The organism is Actinosynnema sp. NPDC059335 (assembly GCF_042752395.1).
Taxonomy (GTDB): Bacteria; Actinomycetota; Actinomycetes; order Mycobacteriales; family Pseudonocardiaceae; genus Actinosynnema.
In genome coordinates, this window is the sequence record NZ_JBHYXZ010000055.1 from 33,943 (window position 1) to 49,445 (window position 15,503).

A 15,503-nucleotide genomic window follows, 5' to 3' on the forward strand; every position below is an offset into this window, starting at 1 on the left:
GGGTCGCCCCGCCCGGGGCGGTCGGGGGGGGGGGCGGGGGGGTGCCCGGGGGGGGGGGGGCGGCGCCCCCGCCCCCCGCGCCGGACGGGGTGCCGGGCGACGCGTCGTCGCCGTCGGGCGACTCCCGGACGATGACCTCGCGCTCGCCCCTCTTCGCGGCGAGCAGGAAGTAGACCAGCGCGCCGAGGAACACCACGGCGGAGGTGATGACGTTGATCCGCATCCCGAACACCTCGGTGGCCGGGTCGGTGCGCATCAGCTCGATCCAGAACCGGCCGGCCGTGTAGCCCGCGACGTAGAGCGCGAACACGCGGCCGTGGCCCAGCCGGAACCTGCGGTCGGCCCACACGATCAGCAGCGCGACGCCGAGGTTCCACAGCAGCTCGTACAGGAACGTCGGGTGCACGATCTCGATCGGGGTGTGGTCGAGCGCCACGCCGCCGAGGTCGTCCTTGAAGCCGGTCTCCGGGTCGACCCGCTCGTAGATCTCCAGGCCCCAGGGCAGCGTGGTGGGGCCGCCGTAGAGCTCCTGGTTGAAGTAGTTGCCGAGGCGGCCGACGGCCTGGGCGACGACGATGCCGGGCGCGAGGGCGTCCGCCATCGCGGGCAGCGGGATGCCCTTGCGCCGGCACCCGATCCACGCGCCGACGCCGCCGAGCGCGATCGCGCCCCAGATGCCGAGGCCGCCGTTCCAGATGGCCAGGGCCTCCAGCGGGTTGCGGCCCTCGCCGAAGTACTTGTGGTAGTCCGTCGCGACGTGGTAGAGCCGCCCGCCGACCAGGCCGAACGGCACCGCGAAGACGGCGATGTCCGTGACCTCGCCCTTCAGCCCGCCGCGCGCCACCCACCGCCGCTCGCCCCACCAGATGGCGAGGATGATGCCCAGGATGATGCACAGCGCGTAGGCGCGGATCGGGATCGGCCCCACTTGCCAGACGCCCTGGTCGGGGCTGGGGATCGTCGCGAGGTAAGTCGTCACCACGGCCACCACCGTAGCGGGTGCGCCCGGTCGCCCTGCTCCGACGGCTCGATTGTTACCGGGAAGGGTCGTTCGGGCTTCAGCACGCCGCCCCCGCTGCGCGCCGCCTCCCCGTGCTCCCCCGCCCGCACTCGACCACGGTCGCGATCAGTTCACTCGAACGTGCGTGCTACACGGCCGCTGCCGGTTGGCGCACCCCGGTGGCCAACTCCTCCGCCAGCGCCGCCACCGCGTCGTCCTGCACCGCCGACACGAACGCCGAGCCCACGATCACGCCGTCCGCGAACCCGGCCAGCTCCGCCGCCTGCGCCCCGTTCCGCACGCCCAACCCGACGCCGACCGGCATGTCCGTGTGCTCCCGCACCCGCTTGACCAGCGCCGGAGCCGCGGACGACACGACGTCGCGCGCACCCGTCACGCCCATCACCGAGGTCGCGTACAGGAAGCCCCGCGACGAGCGCGCGGTCAGGTCGATCCGCTCGTCCGTGGACGACGGCGCGACGAGGAAGATCCGGTCCAGGTCGTGCGCGTCCGTCGCGGCGATCCACTCCGCGCCCTCGTCGGGCACCAGGTCGGGCGTGATGACGCCCAGCCCGCCGGCCGCCGCCAGGTCGCGCGCGAACCGGTCCACGCCGTAGGCGAGCACCGGGTTCCAGTACGTCATCACGACCGCGCGCCCACCGGCCGACGCGACCGACTCGACCACGCCGAACAGGTCCCGCACCCGGAACCCGCCGCGCAGCGCCTGCTCGGCCGCGCGCTGGATGGTCGGCCCGTCCATCACCGGGTCGGAGAACGGCAACCCGACCTCGACCAGGTCACACCCGGACGACACCATCGTCCGCAGCACGTCCTTGGACCCCTCGACGGTGGGGTAGCCGGCGGGCAGGTAGCCGATCAGGGCCGCCCTCGACTCCGCCCGACAAGCCGAGAACACCGGCTCGAGCCTGCTCACGACTCCACCCCCAGCCCGAACCACTTGATCGCGGTGTCCATGTCCTTGTCGCCGCGCCCGGACAGGTTCACCAGGATCAACCCCTCCGGTCCCAGCTCACGGCCCAGCACGAGCGCGCCGGCCAGGGCGTGCGCGGACTCGACCGCCGGGATGATGCCCTCCTCGCGGGAGAGCAGCGCGAACGCCTCCATCGCCTGGGCGTCGGTCACGGGCCGGTACTCGGCCCGTCCGCTGTCCTTGAGGAACGCGTGCTCGGGCCCCACGCCGGGGTAGTCCAGACCCGCCGAGATGGAGTGCGCCTCGGCGATCTGCCCGTCGGAGTCCTGGAGCACGTAGGACATGGCGCCGTGCAGCGAGCCGGGCGTGCCGGCGGTGAGCGTCGCGCCGTGCCGGTCGGTGTCGATGCCGTCGCCGCCGGGCTCCAGGCCGACCAGCCGCACCGACGGGTCGTCGATGAAGCCGTGGAAGATGCCGATGGCGTTCGAGCCGCCGCCCACGCACGCGGCGACGGCGTCGGGCAGCCGGCCCGCCTTCTCCAGGATCTGCTGACGCGCCTCGATGCCGATGACCCGGTGGAAGTCGCGCACGAGCACCGGGAACGGGTGCGGCCCGGCGGCGGTGCCCAGCAGGTAGTGGGTGTCGTCCACGTTGGCGACCCAGTCGCGCAGCGCCTCGTTGATGGCGTCCTTGAGCGTGCGGGAGCCGGTCTTCACCGGGACGACCCGCGCGCCGAGCAGCCGCATCCGGGCCACGTTGAGCGCCTGCCGCTCGGTGTCGACCTCGCCCATGTAGACGACGCAGTCCAGGCCCATGAGCGCGCAGGCGGTGGCCGTGGCCACGCCGTGCTGGCCCGCGCCGGTCTCGGCGATGACCCGCTTCTTGCCCATGCGCTTGGTCAGCAGCGCCTGGCCCAGCACGTTGTTGATCTTGTGCGAGCCGGTGTGGTTGAGGTCCTCGCGCTTGAGGAACACCCGCGCGCCGCCCGCGTGGGCGGCGAACTTGGGCGCCTCGGTGAGCAGCGAGGGCCGGCCCGCGAAGTCGCGCAGCAGCCGGGCGAACTCGTCCAGGAACTCGGGGTCGACCCGCGCCTTCTCGTAGAACGCCGCGAGCTCGTCCACGGCGGCGATGAGCGCCTCCGGCATGAACCGGCCGCCCCACGGCCCGAAGTGACCCCGCTCGTCCGGGTCGTGGGGTGTCGGAGCCAACTGGCTGCGCGACATGCGCTCTCCTCCTACGGGTGTGTTACCGGCTCGGCCGCGGGCACGCGGGGTGGGAACCGGCCGTCACCAGCTTGTTCACCGCGACCTTGGGGTCGCCGCTCGTCACCAGGCTCTCGCCGACCAGCACCGCGTCGGCCCCCGCGCCCGCGTACGCCATCAGGTCGCCCGGCCCGGTCACCCCGGACTCGGCGATCTTGATGGTGTCGAAGGGCAGGCCGGGCGCGATCCGCCCGAACACGTCCTTGTCCACTTCCAGGGTGTGCAGGTTGCGCGCGTTCACGCCGATGACGCTCGCGCCCGCCTCCAGCGCGCGGTCGGCCTCCTCGGCCGTGTGCACCTCGACCAGGGCCGTCATGCCCAGCGACTCGACCCGGTCCAGCAGGGCGACCAGCGCGTTCTGCTCCAGCGCCGCCACGATGAGCAGCACCAGGTCCGCGCCGTGCAGGCGCGCCTCGTGCACCTGGTACGGGCTGACGATGAAGTCCTTGCGCAGCAGGGGGACGCCCACGGCCGCGCGCACCGCGTCGAAGTCGTCCAGCGACCCGCCGAACCGGCGCTGCTCGGTCAGCACGCTGATCGCCCGCGCGCCGCCCAGCTCGTACTGCACCGCGAGGTCCGCGGGCTCCGGGATGTCGGCCAACTGCCCCTTGGACGGGCTGCGCCGCTTCACCTCGGCGATGACGCCGACACCCGGTCCGCGCAGGATCGACATCACGTCCTGCGGCGGCGGCACCTTGGCCGCCTTCTCCCTGAGCACGTCGAAGGGCAGTGCCGCCTCGCGCTGGGCGAGGTCTTCGCGGACGCCTTCGATGATCGACTCGAGCACGGTCATCCGCGCACCTCGCTCGACTCCGTCAGACCTTCCGGTTCAGTCGCAAGCTCCCGCACGTCACGCTCCCCTTCCCGCCACGAGGATGCTAACCCCGCCGCGCACCCCCGCCGGCCACCGGGTCGCGCCGTTCACGCGGATGACCAGCACCCTTCCGGGCCGACGTGCGCAAACGTGCGGTACCGCCGGCCCGGCGGGGCGTCCGTCCCGCTCCGTGGGAACGCCGCCGCGCTCAGCGCCCGTCCCGGTGCGTGGGATCGCCGCCGCGCTCAGCGTCCGTCCCGTCCGTGGGATCGCCGCCGCGCTCAGCGTCCGTCCCGTCCGTGGGATCGTCGCCGCGCTCCAGCGCGTTCCACATCTCCCGTTCGGGGTCCGCGGTCCGCTTCGCCGCGCCGGGCGTCTGGTAGCCGCCTCCCAGGCGCGGCATGACCCGGCCGCGCACGACCAGCACCACGCCCGCGGCGACCGCGAGCGCCGCGCCCGCGAACACCAGGCCACGGCCGGTCACGGGCCCGTCGGCGTCCACTCCTTGGAACGCCGCCGCGACGCCCGCGAGCAGCACCACGACCCCGAGCACCCGCCGGACCCAGCCGCCCAACGCCACCGCGGCGGCGATGGCGGCCAGGCACAGCAACGCCAGCGGGGTCAGCGCGGGCACGACCTCGCCGCCGCTTCGGTCCGCCGAAGCGTCCCAGGTCAGCGCGGACGCGCCCCACAGCGCGACCGCGGCGAGCAGCAGCAGCGCCACCACGATCCACAGTGGACGCCTGCCGGGTCGGGCGTCGGCCGGTTCAGACACGGGCGGGGTCCACCGCCGGCGCCATGGTCTGCGCGGTCGCGACCGCCGACAGCACCGCGCCCGCCTTGTTCAGGCACTCGTTGTCCTCGGCGACCGGGTCGGAGTCGGCCACGATGCCGCCGCCCGCCTGCACGTACGCCACCCCGTCGCGCACCAGCGCGGTCCGGATGGCGATGGCGGTGTCCGCGTCGCCCGCGAAGTCCAGGTAGCCGACGACGCCGCCGTACAGGCCGCGCCGGGTGGGCTCCAGCTCCTCGATCAGCTCCATCGCGCGGGGCTTCGGCGCGCCGGACAGCGTCCCGGCGGGGAAGCACGCCGCGACCGCGTCGAACGCCGTGCGGCCCTCGGCCAGCTCGCCGCTGACCGTGGACACGATGTGCATGACGTGGCTGTACCGCTCGACCTTGAAGAAGTCGACCACGGTCACCGAGCCCGGCTTGCACACCCGGCCCAGGTCGTTGCGGCCGAGGTCGACCAGCATGAGGTGCTCGGCGCGCTCCTTGTGGTCGGCCAGCAGGTCCTTCTCCAGCAGGGCGTCTTCCTCGTCGTCCACGCCGCGCCAGCGGGTGCCCGCGATCGGGTGCGTGGTCGCCTTGCCGTCGCGCACGGTCACCAGCGACTCCGGGCTGCACCCGACGATGTCGAAGTCGTCCAGCCGCAGCAGGTACATGTACGGGCTGGGGTTGGACGTGCGCAGCACCCGGTAGATGTCGAGCGGGTCGGCGGTGGTGCGCATCTCGAACCGCTGGGACAGCACGACCTGGAACGCCTCGCCGGCCCGGATGGCCTCCTTGGCCTTCTCCACGGCCGCGCAGTGCTCCTCCTGCGTGCGGCGGCGGACGAACTCCGGCTTGGGCCGGGCGAACACCGCGACCGTGGGCGGCGCGGGGCTCTGGAGGTCCACCGTCATCGCGTCGAGCCGGGCCACGGCGTCGTCGTAGGCGGCGTCCACGCGTTCCGGCGAGTCGTCCCAGTTGATGGCGTTCGCGATGAGCGTGACGGTGCCCTCGTGGTGGTCCAGCGCGGCCAGATCGGTGGCCAGCAGCATCACCAGCTCCGGCACCCGGAGGTCGTCCTGCGCGAGCGACGGCAGCCGCTCCAGCCGCCGCACGGCGTCGTAGCCGATGTAGCCGACCATCCCGCCGGTCAGCGGCGGCAGGCCGGGCAACGGGTCGGTGCGCAGCACCTCGATGGTCTCGCGCAGGGCCGCCAGCGGGTCGCCGCCCTCGGGCAGGCCCACCGGGTGCGGCCCCTGCCAGAACGCCTCGCCGCCGGTCGCGGTCAGCGCGCCGGCGCTGCGCGCGCCCACGAACGACCAGCGCGACCAGGAGCGGCCGTTCTCGGCCGACTCGAACAGGAACGTGCCCGGTCGGTCCGCCGCGAGCTTGCGGTACAGCCCCACGGGCGTCTCCGCGTCCGCCAGCAGCCGCCGCACCACCGGGATGACCCGCCGCTGCGCGGCGAGCTCGCGGAACTCCTCGCGCGTCGGGCTGACCTCGCCCAGACCCGCGCCTGCACCGATGACGCTCACCATGGGCGACATTGTGCCGGTCGGGTCCGGGGCGCGGTTCGACCGGCTCCATTTCAACGCATGTTGAAAAAAGTGCGGGCCGTCGCGCATGATGGTGACGTGGACCAGAGCTCGCGACAAACCGAACCCAAGCGCCGCGGCCGGCGGTCCGGCGGCGCGGACACCAGGGCCGCGCTGCTGGACGCCGCGCGGGAGGTGTTCGTCGAACGCGGCTACGAGGGCGCGACCGTCCGGTCCATCGCCGCGCGGGCCGGGGTGGACGCGGCCATGGTCAACCACTGGTTCGGCGGCAAGGAGGGCCTGTTCGCCAAGGCCGTGCTGCACGTGCCGGTCGACATCAACGCCCTGGTCGAACGGCTCCTCGACGGCCCGGACGAGCAGATCGGCGAGCGGATCGTGCGCAACTTCATCGGCGTGTGGGACCCCATCGGGGGCGGCCCGTTCGCGGCGATGGTGCGCAGCGTGACCTCGCACGACCAGGTCGCCGACGTGCTGCGCGGGTTCTTCGTGCAGACCCTGCTCAAGCGGCTCGTGCTGCACCTGGGCGTGCCGGACGCGGAGCTGCGCGCGACGCTGCTGGCCACCCAGATCTTCGGCATGGGCATGGTGCGGTACGTGGTGAAGTTCGAGCCGTTCGCCTCGGCCGACGTGGAGACGCTGGTCAGGGCCATCGCGCCGAACCTCCAGCGGTACCTGACCGGCGACATCGGCTGAGCGGTCAGCCCGCGGGCCCCAGCAGCACGGTCGAGTCGAAGCACGTCGCGTCGCCGGTGTGGCACGCCGCGCCGACCTGGTCCACGACCAGCAGCAGCGTGTCGCCGTCGCAGTCCAGCCGCACCTCGTGCACGTACTGCGTGTGCCCGGAGGTCTCGCCCTTCACCCACAGCTGCCTGCGGCTGCGCGAGTAGTACGTGGCGCGGCGGGTGGTGAGCGTGCGGTGCAGGGCCTCGTCGTCCATCCACGCGACCATCAGCACCTCCCCCGTGCCGCGGCGCTGCGCCACCGCGCACACCAGGCCGTCGGCGGTGCGCTTGAGCCGTGAGGCGATGGCCGGGTCGAGCGCGCTGGTCAACGCTGTCCTCCCAGGAAGTGGAGTCGGGCGGGGCGGGTGTTGAGCATCACCACGGCGAAGACGTGGACGGCCGAGAGCAGGCCGGACACCACACGCAGCCACACCGGGCCGTCGTTGAGCACGGCGAGCAGGTGCACGAGCGCGACCAGGCCGAACACGATCGCGGCGGTCAGCCGGGCCGGGCGCAGGCCGGTCGCCAGCCCGCCCACCGCGAGCAGCTCCAGCACCGCGACGATCACCGGGAACCTCATCCACGTCGAGTCGCCCTCGACCTGCCACTGGATCAGGCCCATCAGCACGAACAGGACCGCGCCCGCGGCGCCGAGCAGGATGGCGAGGAAGACCTCGGTGGGGCCGTTGCGCGGGTTCCGCATCAGCGCACCTCCACGCCGGCGGCGCGCAGGGCGTCCTTGACGTCGCCGATCCGCAGCGTGCCGAAGTGGAAGACGCTGGCCGCGAGCACGGCGTCCGCGCCCTCGGCGACGGCGGGCGGGAAGTGCCCGACCGCGCCCGCGCCGCCGCTGGCGATCAGCGGCACGTCCACCACCTCGCGGGTCAGCCGGATCAGCTCCAGGTCGAAGCCCGCCTTGGTGCCGTCGGCGTCCATGGAGTTGAGCAGGATCTCGCCCACGCCCAGCTCCTGGCCGCGGGCCGCCCACTCGACCGCGTCGATGCCGGTGCCCCTGCGCCCGCCGTGCGTGGTGACCTCGAACCCGGACGGGGTGGGCCGCTCGCCCTCCGGCACGCGCCGGGCGTCCACCGACAGCACGATGCACTGCGCGCCGAACCGGCGGGACAGCTCGCCCAGCAGCTCGGGGCGGGCGATGGCGGCGGTGTTCACGCTCACCTTGTCCGCGCCCGCCCGCAGCAGCTTGTCCACGTCCTCCGCGCTGCGCACGCCGCCGCCCACCGTGAGGGGGATGAACACCTGCTCCGCCGTGCGCCGGACGACGTCGAACGTGGTCTCGCGGTCGCTGGAGGACGCCGTGACGTCGAGGAACGTCAGCTCGTCCGCGCCCTCGGCGTCGTAGGCCCGCGCCAGCTCGACCGGGTCGCCCGCGTCGACGAGGTTGGCGAAGTTCACGCCCTTCACCACCCGCCCCCGGTCGACGTCCAGGCAGGGGATCACGCGCACCGCAACCGACATGGGCAAAGCCTACGTGTGCGGCGCGGGTGGCCGGCCGCCCGGTCCTGAGCGTTGAACTCGGGGGTCCTGAACGTACGACACGCGCGTTCTGAACGTAGGACACGCGGGACTTGGACGTAGGACACACGCGGATCGGGCGGAAGTGTGGTTAACTGGTGGAGGTCGTCAGTTTTGTGTTCGTGTCATCCACGCTCGCGAAACGCGTTTGAGCGTGTGATTCCTCAGGGTCAGCGTTTGGACCGGCCTCAGCGGGTGCGTTCGCCCCGCTGGCCAGCAGTACGAGGAGTTCAAGATGGCGCAGGGCACCGTGAAGTGGTTCAACTCGGAGAAGGGCTTCGGCTTCATCTCCCCCGAGGACGGTGGCGCGGACGTGTTCGTGCACTACTCGGAGATCCAGGGCGGCGGCTACCGCAGCCTGGACGAGAACCAGCGCGTGAGCTTCGACGTCGGCCAGGGCGCCAAGGGCCCCCAGGCCACCAACGTGACGGTCATCTGACCCGAACGCGCTTCCGCGGAGCCCCGTTCACCCCACTGGGGAACGGGGCTCCGCCGCATGTCCGGCTACCGTTCGCGCATGGACCTCGCAGCCGGCAAGTACCTGTTGTTGACCACCTTCCGCAAGGACGGCACCCCCGTGCCCACGCCGGTCTGGGTGACCGGCTCGAACGGCACGATGTACGTCTGGTCCGCTTCGGACTCGGGCAAGGTCAAGCGCATCCGCCGCAGCGGTGACGTCCGGATCGGACCGTGCGACGTCAAGGGCCGGCCCACCGGCGAGCAGGTGCCCGCGACCGCCCGGCTGCTCGACCACGCGGGCAGCGACCACGTCCGGTCCCTCGTCGCCCGCAAGTACGGCGTGCTCGGCCGGCTCACGCTGCTCGGCAGCCGCCTGCGCCGCGGCCGCCGGGGCACGATCGGCATCGAGATCACCCCCGGCTGACCGGGCACCGTCAACCCGAAGTTGACGACCACCACCCGTCAACCTACAGTTGACGGGTGGTCACCGCACCGGTCCAGCTCACGGACCTCATCGTCACCGTCGCGGCGGAGCACCCGGACGTGCTCGGCAGGCTGGCCGCCGCGGTGGAGCTGAGCGACCAGCTGGACGAGCTGGGCGACCACCTCATCGGCCACTTCGTGGACGAGGCGCGGCGCGCCGGCGCGAGCTGGACCGAGATCGGCGAGAGCATCGGCGTCACCAAGCAGGCCGCGCAGAAGCGGTTCGTGCCCCGCGAGTCGCCGGACCTCAAGCCGAGCTTCGACCGCTACACCGACCGGGCGCGCCGGGTGGTCGTGCTGGCCCGCCACCACGCCCGGTTCAGCGAGCACATCGGCACCGAGCACGTCCTGCTCGGCCTGCTGGACGAGTCCGGCGGCCTGGCCGCCAAGACGATCGCCCGGCTGGAGGCCGCGGAGGGTTCCACGCGGATGGCCGTGCTCACCGAACTCGACCCCGCGGTCCGACAGCGACCCGACCCGCAGCCGTTCACCACGCACTGCAAGAAGGCGTTGGAGCTGGCCGTGCGGGCGTCACTGCGCCACGGTCACCACTTCGTCGGCACCGAGCACCTGCTGCTCGGGCTGCTCGCCGAGCGGGAGGGCGCCGCGGCCAGGGCCCTCGCCCGCACGGGCGTGACCGAACAGGCCGCGGAGGCCCACATCGTCCGGGAGATCGAGGACGCGATCAACCGCGGACGGCCGCCAGCGCCTCCGGCAGCGTGAACGCGCCCGCGTAGAGCGCCTTGCCCACGATCGCGCCCTCCACGCCGTCGCGGGACAGCGCGGCCAGCGCGACCAGGTCGTCCACACTGGACACCCCGCCCGAGGCGATCACCGGCGCGTCGGTCCGCGCGCACACCTCGCGCAGCAGGTCCACGTTCGGGCCCTGGAGCGTGCCGTCCTTGCTCACGTCGGTCACCACGTAGCGGGCGCAGCCGTCGCGGTCCAGCCGCTCCAGCACCTCCCACAGGTCGCCGCCGTCCTTGGTCCAGCCGCGCGCGGCGACCCGGTGGCCCTCCCCGGTGATCCGCACGTCCAGGCCGACCGCGATCTTCTCGCCGTGCTCGGCGACGACCTTCGCGCACCACACCGGGTCCTCCAGCGCGGCCGTGCCCAGGTTCACCCGCGCGCAGCCGGTGGCGAGCGCGGCGGCCAGCGACTCGTCGTCGCGGATGCCGCCGGACAGCTCCACCCGCACGTCCAGCTCGCCGACGACGCGGGCCAGCAGCTCGCGGTTGCTGCCGCGGCCGAACGCGGCGTCGAGGTCGACCAGGTGCACCCACTCCGCGCCGTCGCGCTGCCACGCGAGCGCGGCCTCCAGCGGGTCGCCGTAGTTGGTCTCCGTGCCGGCCTCGCCCTGCACGAGCCGAACGGCCAGGCCATCGGCCACGTCAACGGCCGGGAGCAGCGTGAAAGTCACGCGTTCAGCCTAGTTGAAGCTCTTGAGCCAGTTCTCCAGCAGGTGCGCGCCCGCGTCGCCGGACTTCTCCGGGTGGAACTGGGTCGCCCACAGCGGGCCGTTCTCGACCGCGGCCACGAACTCGTCGCCGCCGTGCTCGGCCCACGTCACCAGCGGCGCGCGCAGCGCCTCGGAGGGGTTCAGCTCCCACTTGCGCACGCCGTAGGAGTGCACGAAGTAGAACCGGGTGCCCGCGTCGAGCCCCGCGAACAACCGCGTGCCCTCGGGGGTGCGGACGGTGTTCCAGCCCATGTGCGGCACGACGGGGGCCTCCAGCCGCTCCACCGTGCCGGGCCACTCGCCGCAGCCCTCGGTGAGCACGCCGTGCTCGATGCCCCGCTCGAACAGGATCTGCATGCCGACGCAGATGCCGAGCACGGGACGCCCGCCGGCCAGCCGCTGCCCGATGAGCCGGCCGCCCTTGATCGCGTCCAGCCCGGCCATGCAGGCGGCGAACGCGCCCACGCCGGGCACCACCAGCCCGTCGGCGTCGAGCGCGGCCCGGTGGTCGGACGTCACCTCCACGTCGGCGCCGACGCGCTGGAGAGCGCGCTCGGCGGAGCGGATGTTGCCGAATCCGTAGTCCAGCACGACGACCTTGGGCACGCGTTCAGCCTACTAGGGCGACCGGCCCGAGCACGGGTCAGGCGAGCCCGCCCTGGGTGACGGGGACCACCGGCAGCACCGTGTTGATCGGCAGGCCGGTCCGGTCGGGCAGGGCCGTCACCCAGGTGTCGGCGCGGCCCTCGTCCACCAGGGACCGCACCTCGGCGACGTCGGCGGGCAGGTCCACCGGCCGGGGCCGGGCGTCCAGCCGCCACCAGCGCACCAGGCCGACCAGCCGGCGCGCCGAACCCGTCGAGCCCGCGCGCTCACCGTCGGTCCACACCTCCGCGCCGGGGGACCAGCGCAGCAGCAGCGCCGCCGCGCCGGTCTCCCTGACCCGCTCGGCCAGCCGGCAGGCCGCCGCGAACCCGATCCGCCTGGGCGGCAGCAGCACGGTCCCGGACGCCACCGGGACCAGTGCCGCGGGTCCCGCGGCGGCGCGGTGCAGGTTGAGCTGCAGCTCCGCGGTCGGCGCGGGTGTCCAGATCAGGGTTCTCGGCACGCTCACAGGCGGAGATCATGCCGCAGCGGCCGGGTGGCCGAACATCCGACGCACGGCCGCGGCGACCCCCGGCACGTCGAGGTCGTGCGCCGAATCGTGGTCCTCGGCGGTGCCGTAGGCGCGCAGCTCGGCGTCGCGCCGCACGCCCAGCGACCGCAACCGGTGCGGCACGTCGGCCAACGCCTCCGCCGCCAGGTGCGCCGAGGTGCCCTCCAGGTACGGCTCGACCAGCAGCACGTCCGCCCGCCGGGCCCGGCCCACCGCCGCCACCAGGCCGGCCGCGTCGAACGGCCGCACGGTGGTCGCGTAGAGCACGGTCACGTCGGCGTCCCGGGTGGCCTCCAGCACGGTGTCGAGCATCGGCCCGACCGCCACCACCACGCCCTGCCCGCCGCGCCGCACCTCGGTGAACCCCTCGACCACCGGGTGCGGCTCGGCGTTGTGCCGCAGGGAGAGCCGCAGGTAGACCCGGTCGTCCCGGGCGAGCGCGTCCCGCACGAGCGGCCCGACCTCCTCCGGGTGGCCCGGCACGCGCACCGTCCAGCCGGGCAGCGTGTCGAACAGCGCCACGTCGCCGGGGGCCTGGTGCGTGCGGCCCCAGACCGGGTCGTCGTAGGAGCCGCCGATGCCGACCAGCACCCCGCCCACATCCTGGTGCCCGAAGTCCAGCTTGACCTGCTCGAACGGCCGCTCGACCAGGAACGGCGCGTAGGTGTGCACGACCGGCCGCATCCCGGTCAGCGCCAACCCCGCGCCCACCCCGACCATGGCCTGCTCGCGGATGCCGACGTTGATCACCCGCTCGTGCGGTGCGAATACGTCCCGCGAGATCTCGGCCAACACCACGGCCACCCGCGGGTCGTGCCGCATCACGTCCTCGACGGTGTCCACGAACACCTGGCGCATCGACGTCATCGCTCCCCCTCGTCGATCTCCGCCACCACGACCAGCGGTCGGCCGGGGTGGTCCTGCGTGAGCGCCGCGTGCAGCGCGGCGTGGTCCCTGCCGTCCACAGTGGACGACTGCCAGCCCTCGACCTCGAACCGCTTCGCCACGCCGCCGGGCCAGCCGTGGGTGCCGGACGCGTTGTCCACCACCACCGTGACGAGCCGGTCCAGGCCGAGCCGCCCGGCCAGCGCGATCGCCTCGTGGTTGCTGCCCTCGTCCAACTCGGCGTCCCCGACCAGCACGAAGGTGCGCGCGGTGCGGCGTTGCAGGCGCAGCCCGAGCGCGGTGCCGACGGCGATCGGCAGGCCGTGCCCGAGCGAGCCGCTGCTGATCTCCACGCCCTTGACCAGGACCCGGTCCGGGTGCTGGCCCAACGGCGAGTCCCACGCCGTCCAGTTGTCCAGTGTGGACGGTTCGAGGTAGCCCTTCGCGGCCAGCACGGCGTAGTACGCCATCGGGCCGTGCCCCTTGGACAGCAGGAACCGGTCCCGGTCCGGGTCGTCCACCCGGTCCGGCGAGACGTCCAGCACCCGGTCGTAGAGCACCCACAGCACGTCCAGCGTGGACGCCGCCGCCCACTCGTGCTTCTCGTCCCCCGTCATCCGCCGGAACAACGCCGGCAACGCCGCGTAGCCCGACTTGTCCTTGACTCCCATGACCCCACGAAACAACTTCGACTTAAGTCGAGGTCAAGCACTAGGATGGGCACGTGAGCAAGCTGCCCGACATGTTGACCATCGGCCAGGTCGCCGAGCGCAGCGGCGTGCCGCACACCGCGCTGCGGTTCTACGAGGAACGGGGCCTGATCACCTCGGAGCGCACGGCCGGCAACCAGCGCCGGTACCCGCGGCACGTGCTGCGGCGGCTCGCGTTCATCCGCACCGCCCAGCGCGTCGGGCTGTCGCTGGAGGACGTGCACTCCGCGCTGGCGACCCTGCCGGACAACCGCACCCCGACCAAGTCCGACTGGAGCAGGCTGTCGGCGAGCTGGCAGGTGGAGCTGGACGCGCGGATCGACGCGCTGCGGCGGCTGCGGGACCGGCTGACCTCGTGCATCGGGTGCGGGTGCCTGTCGCTGCGCAGCTGCTCCCTGCACAACTTCGACGACGAGCAGGCCGCCGACGGCCCCGGCGCGCCCAAGCTCAAGCCCGCGGTCGAGGGCGGCACCTGAAATCGGTTGTGCCGCCGTGGTGCACTGGGGTCCGTGCAAGAGAAGAAGCAGATGGTCCGCTTGTCGAAGCGGATGGCCAGGGTCCTGCGCCACGCGCCGGAGGAGGTCGGGCTCAGGCTCGACGCGGCCGGGTGGGTGGACCTGGGCGATTTCGTGCGCGCCCTGGGCGTGACCCGGGCGCAGGTGTTGGAGGTGGTGGCGGACAACGACAAGCAGCGGTTCGCGATCGAGGACGGGCGCATCCGGGCCAGTCAGGGGCACACCGTGGCGGTGTCGCTCGACCTGCCGGTGGCCGAGCCGCCCGCCGAGCTGTACCACGGGACGGTCGCCCGGTTCCTGCCCGACATCTTCCGCGACGGCCTGCGGCCGATGGCCCGGCACGACGTGCACCTGTCCGCGACCGTGGAGACGGCGGTGCGGGTCGGGTCACGCCGGGGCAGGCCGGTGGTGCTGGTGGTGGACGCCGCGGCCATGGCCGCCGAAGGCCACGAGTTCCGGGTCAGCGCCAACGGCGTGTGGCTGGTGCCCGCCGTGCCGCCTAACCACCTGCGAGAACACGTCTCGTGAGCCAGTCGAGACCGGCCACGACCTCGTCCGGGCCGAGGCCGCGGACCTGCCTCTGGTACTGGTAGACCTCCGGGGCCAACGGGGCCATCAGGGCGTCCACCACGGCCGCCGGCGCGCCGTCGACCAGCGACGCCACGTGCCGCCGCCAGAAGCCGTACGCGCCCGCCCGGAACCTCGCCCGCCCCGTCTCCGCGCCGAGCACCAGGTGCAGGTGCCGTTCCAGCAGGCCGACCATGGTCCGGTAGAACGCGGCCAGCCGCTCGTCCGGCGGCGCGCCCGGCCCGAGCGGCGGCGGTCCGGTGAGGATGAGCCGCTGGATGCCCGACTCGTGCTCGTCCAGCAGCGCCTGCGCGATCGACGTCGTGTCCGGGTAGCGCCGGTACAGCGTCGCCCGGCCCACGCCCGCGGCCCGCGCGATGTCCTCCATCGTCACGCCGACCGCGCCGCCCGCGGCGGCGAACACCTCTTCGGCGGCGGCCAGCACGCGGGCCCGGTTGCGCGCGGCGTCGGCCCGCTCCCGAGGACGACCGGCGGTGACGGTGGCCTCACCCGGTGACGACATGTGACCAACCATACGCAGACCGCCAACCACCGTCCCGCGCCCACGCCCCGAGCGTTGAACTCACCGCCCCTGAACGTAGGACTCTCGCGTTCCGAACGTAGGACTCACGCGCGTGTCCTACGTTGGGAACGCGCGGGTCCGACGTTCGGTACGGGTG

At 73.3% G+C, this 15,503-nt stretch carries 21 protein-coding genes; 6 read left to right on the plus strand and 15 right to left on the minus strand.

The window, feature by feature from the left end; all coding sequences use genetic code 11:
- The 6 genes from lgt to ACFXGA_RS18945 form a co-directional block, all read right to left on the minus strand.
- A partial coding sequence (lgt, locus tag ACFXGA_RS18920; protein WP_378089526.1) for a prolipoprotein diacylglyceryl transferase occupies positions 1–979 on the minus strand: 979 nt, incomplete at its 3' end.
- Between the two features lie 169 nt (positions 980–1,148).
- Complete coding sequence (gene trpA, locus ACFXGA_RS18925) at positions 1,149–1,934, minus strand: tryptophan synthase subunit alpha (RefSeq protein WP_378089528.1); 786 nt, start codon at positions 1,932–1,934, stop codon at positions 1,149–1,151.
- Positions 1,931–3,154 carry a tryptophan synthase subunit beta gene (trpB, locus tag ACFXGA_RS18930; protein ID WP_378089530.1) on the minus strand — a complete coding sequence of 408 codons (1,224 nt, stop codon included), beginning with the start codon at positions 3,152–3,154 and terminating at the stop codon, positions 1,931–1,933. Before trpB ends, trpA begins: the two co-directional genes overlap by 4 nt.
- A gap of 22 nt (positions 3,155–3,176) precedes the next feature.
- A complete protein-coding gene (gene trpC, locus ACFXGA_RS18935; protein WP_378089532.1) occupies positions 3,177–3,986 on the minus strand; it encodes an indole-3-glycerol phosphate synthase TrpC in 810 nt (269 codons plus the stop codon).
- Between the two features lie 229 nt (positions 3,987–4,215).
- Complete coding sequence (locus ACFXGA_RS18940) at positions 4,216–4,782, minus strand: Trp biosynthesis-associated membrane protein (RefSeq protein ID WP_378089534.1); 567 nt, start codon at positions 4,780–4,782, stop codon at positions 4,216–4,218.
- The gene (locus ACFXGA_RS18945; protein ID WP_378089536.1) at positions 4,775–6,316 is read right to left on the minus strand and encodes an anthranilate synthase component I; all 1,542 of its coding nucleotides are present in this window, start codon (positions 6,314–6,316) and stop codon (positions 4,775–4,777) included. The genes ACFXGA_RS18940 and ACFXGA_RS18945 overlap by 8 nt, the downstream gene beginning before the upstream one ends.
- A gap of 96 nt (positions 6,317–6,412) precedes the next feature.
- Here ACFXGA_RS18945 and ACFXGA_RS18950 point away from each other — a divergent pair, with 96 nt between their 5' ends.
- Positions 6,413–7,027 (plus strand): TetR family transcriptional regulator, encoded by a 615-nt coding sequence (locus ACFXGA_RS18950; protein ID WP_378089538.1) that lies wholly within the window; start codon positions 6,413–6,415, stop codon positions 7,025–7,027.
- A 4-nt stretch (positions 7,028–7,031) separates the two neighbouring features.
- Here ACFXGA_RS18950 and hisI read toward each other — a convergent pair whose 3' ends face one another.
- From hisI to hisF, 3 genes are read right to left on the minus strand one after another with little or no spacing between them, the layout of a single operon-like run.
- Positions 7,032–7,385, minus strand: coding sequence for a phosphoribosyl-AMP cyclohydrolase (gene hisI / locus ACFXGA_RS18955; protein ID WP_378089541.1), 354 nt, complete (start codon positions 7,383–7,385; stop codon positions 7,032–7,034).
- Positions 7,382–7,759, minus strand: coding sequence for a hypothetical protein (locus ACFXGA_RS18960; RefSeq protein WP_378089543.1), 378 nt, complete (start codon positions 7,757–7,759; stop codon positions 7,382–7,384). Before ACFXGA_RS18960 ends, hisI begins: the two co-directional genes overlap by 4 nt.
- Positions 7,759–8,532 carry an imidazole glycerol phosphate synthase subunit HisF gene (gene hisF, locus ACFXGA_RS18965; protein ID WP_378089545.1) on the minus strand — a complete coding sequence of 258 codons (774 nt, stop codon included), beginning with the start codon at positions 8,530–8,532 and terminating at the stop codon, positions 7,759–7,761. The genes ACFXGA_RS18960 and hisF overlap by 1 nt, the downstream gene beginning before the upstream one ends.
- Positions 8,533–8,824: 292 nt before the next feature.
- On the opposite strand from hisF, the gene ACFXGA_RS18970 reads away from it, so the two are divergent.
- The 3 genes from ACFXGA_RS18970 to ACFXGA_RS18980 all read left to right on the plus strand — a co-directional run bounded on the left by ACFXGA_RS18970 (position 8,825) and on the right by ACFXGA_RS18980 (position 10,254).
- Positions 8,825–9,028 (plus strand): cold-shock protein, encoded by a 204-nt coding sequence (locus ACFXGA_RS18970; protein ID WP_378089547.1) that lies wholly within the window; start codon positions 8,825–8,827, stop codon positions 9,026–9,028.
- 78 nt (positions 9,029–9,106) lie between these two features.
- The gene (locus ACFXGA_RS18975; RefSeq protein ID WP_378089549.1) at positions 9,107–9,472 is read left to right on the plus strand and encodes a PPOX class F420-dependent oxidoreductase; all 366 of its coding nucleotides are present in this window, start codon (positions 9,107–9,109) and stop codon (positions 9,470–9,472) included.
- Between the two features lie 56 nt (positions 9,473–9,528).
- On the plus strand, positions 9,529–10,254 hold the full coding sequence (locus ACFXGA_RS18980; RefSeq protein ID WP_378089551.1) for a Clp protease N-terminal domain-containing protein: 726 nt from the start codon (positions 9,529–9,531) through the stop codon (positions 10,252–10,254).
- Here the strand turns inward: ACFXGA_RS18980 and priA are convergent.
- Genes priA through ACFXGA_RS19005 form a run of 5 tightly spaced genes read right to left on the minus strand, consistent with a single transcriptional unit; the run spans position 10,217 to position 13,702 of the window.
- Positions 10,217–10,951, minus strand: a complete 735-nt coding sequence (priA, locus tag ACFXGA_RS18985; RefSeq protein WP_378089553.1) for a bifunctional 1-(5-phosphoribosyl)-5-((5-phosphoribosylamino)methylideneamino)imidazole-4-carboxamide isomerase/phosphoribosylanthranilate isomerase PriA — start codon at positions 10,949–10,951, stop codon at positions 10,217–10,219. The two genes, ACFXGA_RS18980 and priA, sit on opposite strands and share 38 nt — an antisense overlap.
- 9 nt (positions 10,952–10,960) lie before the next feature.
- On the minus strand, positions 10,961–11,596 hold the full coding sequence (gene hisH / locus ACFXGA_RS18990) for an imidazole glycerol phosphate synthase subunit HisH (RefSeq protein WP_378089555.1): 636 nt from the start codon (positions 11,594–11,596) through the stop codon (positions 10,961–10,963).
- Positions 11,597–11,633: 37 nt separating this feature from the next.
- Positions 11,634–12,104 (minus strand): hypothetical protein, encoded by a 471-nt coding sequence (locus ACFXGA_RS18995; RefSeq protein WP_378089557.1) that lies wholly within the window; start codon positions 12,102–12,104, stop codon positions 11,634–11,636.
- 9 nt (positions 12,105–12,113) lie between these two features.
- On the minus strand, positions 12,114–13,013 hold the full coding sequence (locus tag ACFXGA_RS19000) for a transketolase family protein (RefSeq protein WP_378089559.1): 900 nt from the start codon (positions 13,011–13,013) through the stop codon (positions 12,114–12,116).
- Positions 13,010–13,702 (minus strand): transketolase, encoded by a 693-nt coding sequence (locus ACFXGA_RS19005; protein WP_378089561.1) that lies wholly within the window; start codon positions 13,700–13,702, stop codon positions 13,010–13,012. Before ACFXGA_RS19005 ends, ACFXGA_RS19000 begins: the two co-directional genes overlap by 4 nt.
- A 53-nt stretch (positions 13,703–13,755) precedes the next feature.
- On the opposite strand from ACFXGA_RS19005, the gene soxR reads away from it, so the two are divergent.
- Both soxR and ACFXGA_RS19015 read left to right on the plus strand, forming a co-directional pair.
- Positions 13,756–14,217, plus strand: coding sequence for a redox-sensitive transcriptional activator SoxR (soxR, locus tag ACFXGA_RS19010; RefSeq protein ID WP_378089562.1), 462 nt, complete (start codon positions 13,756–13,758; stop codon positions 14,215–14,217).
- A gap of 51 nt (positions 14,218–14,268) precedes the next feature.
- Positions 14,269–14,784 carry an RNA 2'-phosphotransferase gene (locus ACFXGA_RS19015; protein ID WP_378089566.1) on the plus strand — a complete coding sequence of 172 codons (516 nt, stop codon included), beginning with the start codon at positions 14,269–14,271 and terminating at the stop codon, positions 14,782–14,784.
- On the opposite strand, the gene ACFXGA_RS19020 is transcribed toward ACFXGA_RS19015, so the two are convergent.
- Entirely contained in the window at positions 14,756–15,346 is a 591-nt protein-coding gene (locus ACFXGA_RS19020) for a TetR/AcrR family transcriptional regulator (protein ID WP_378089564.1), read from the minus strand. The genes ACFXGA_RS19015 and ACFXGA_RS19020 overlap by 29 nt on opposite strands.
- Between the last annotated feature and the right edge of the window lie 157 nt (positions 15,347–15,503).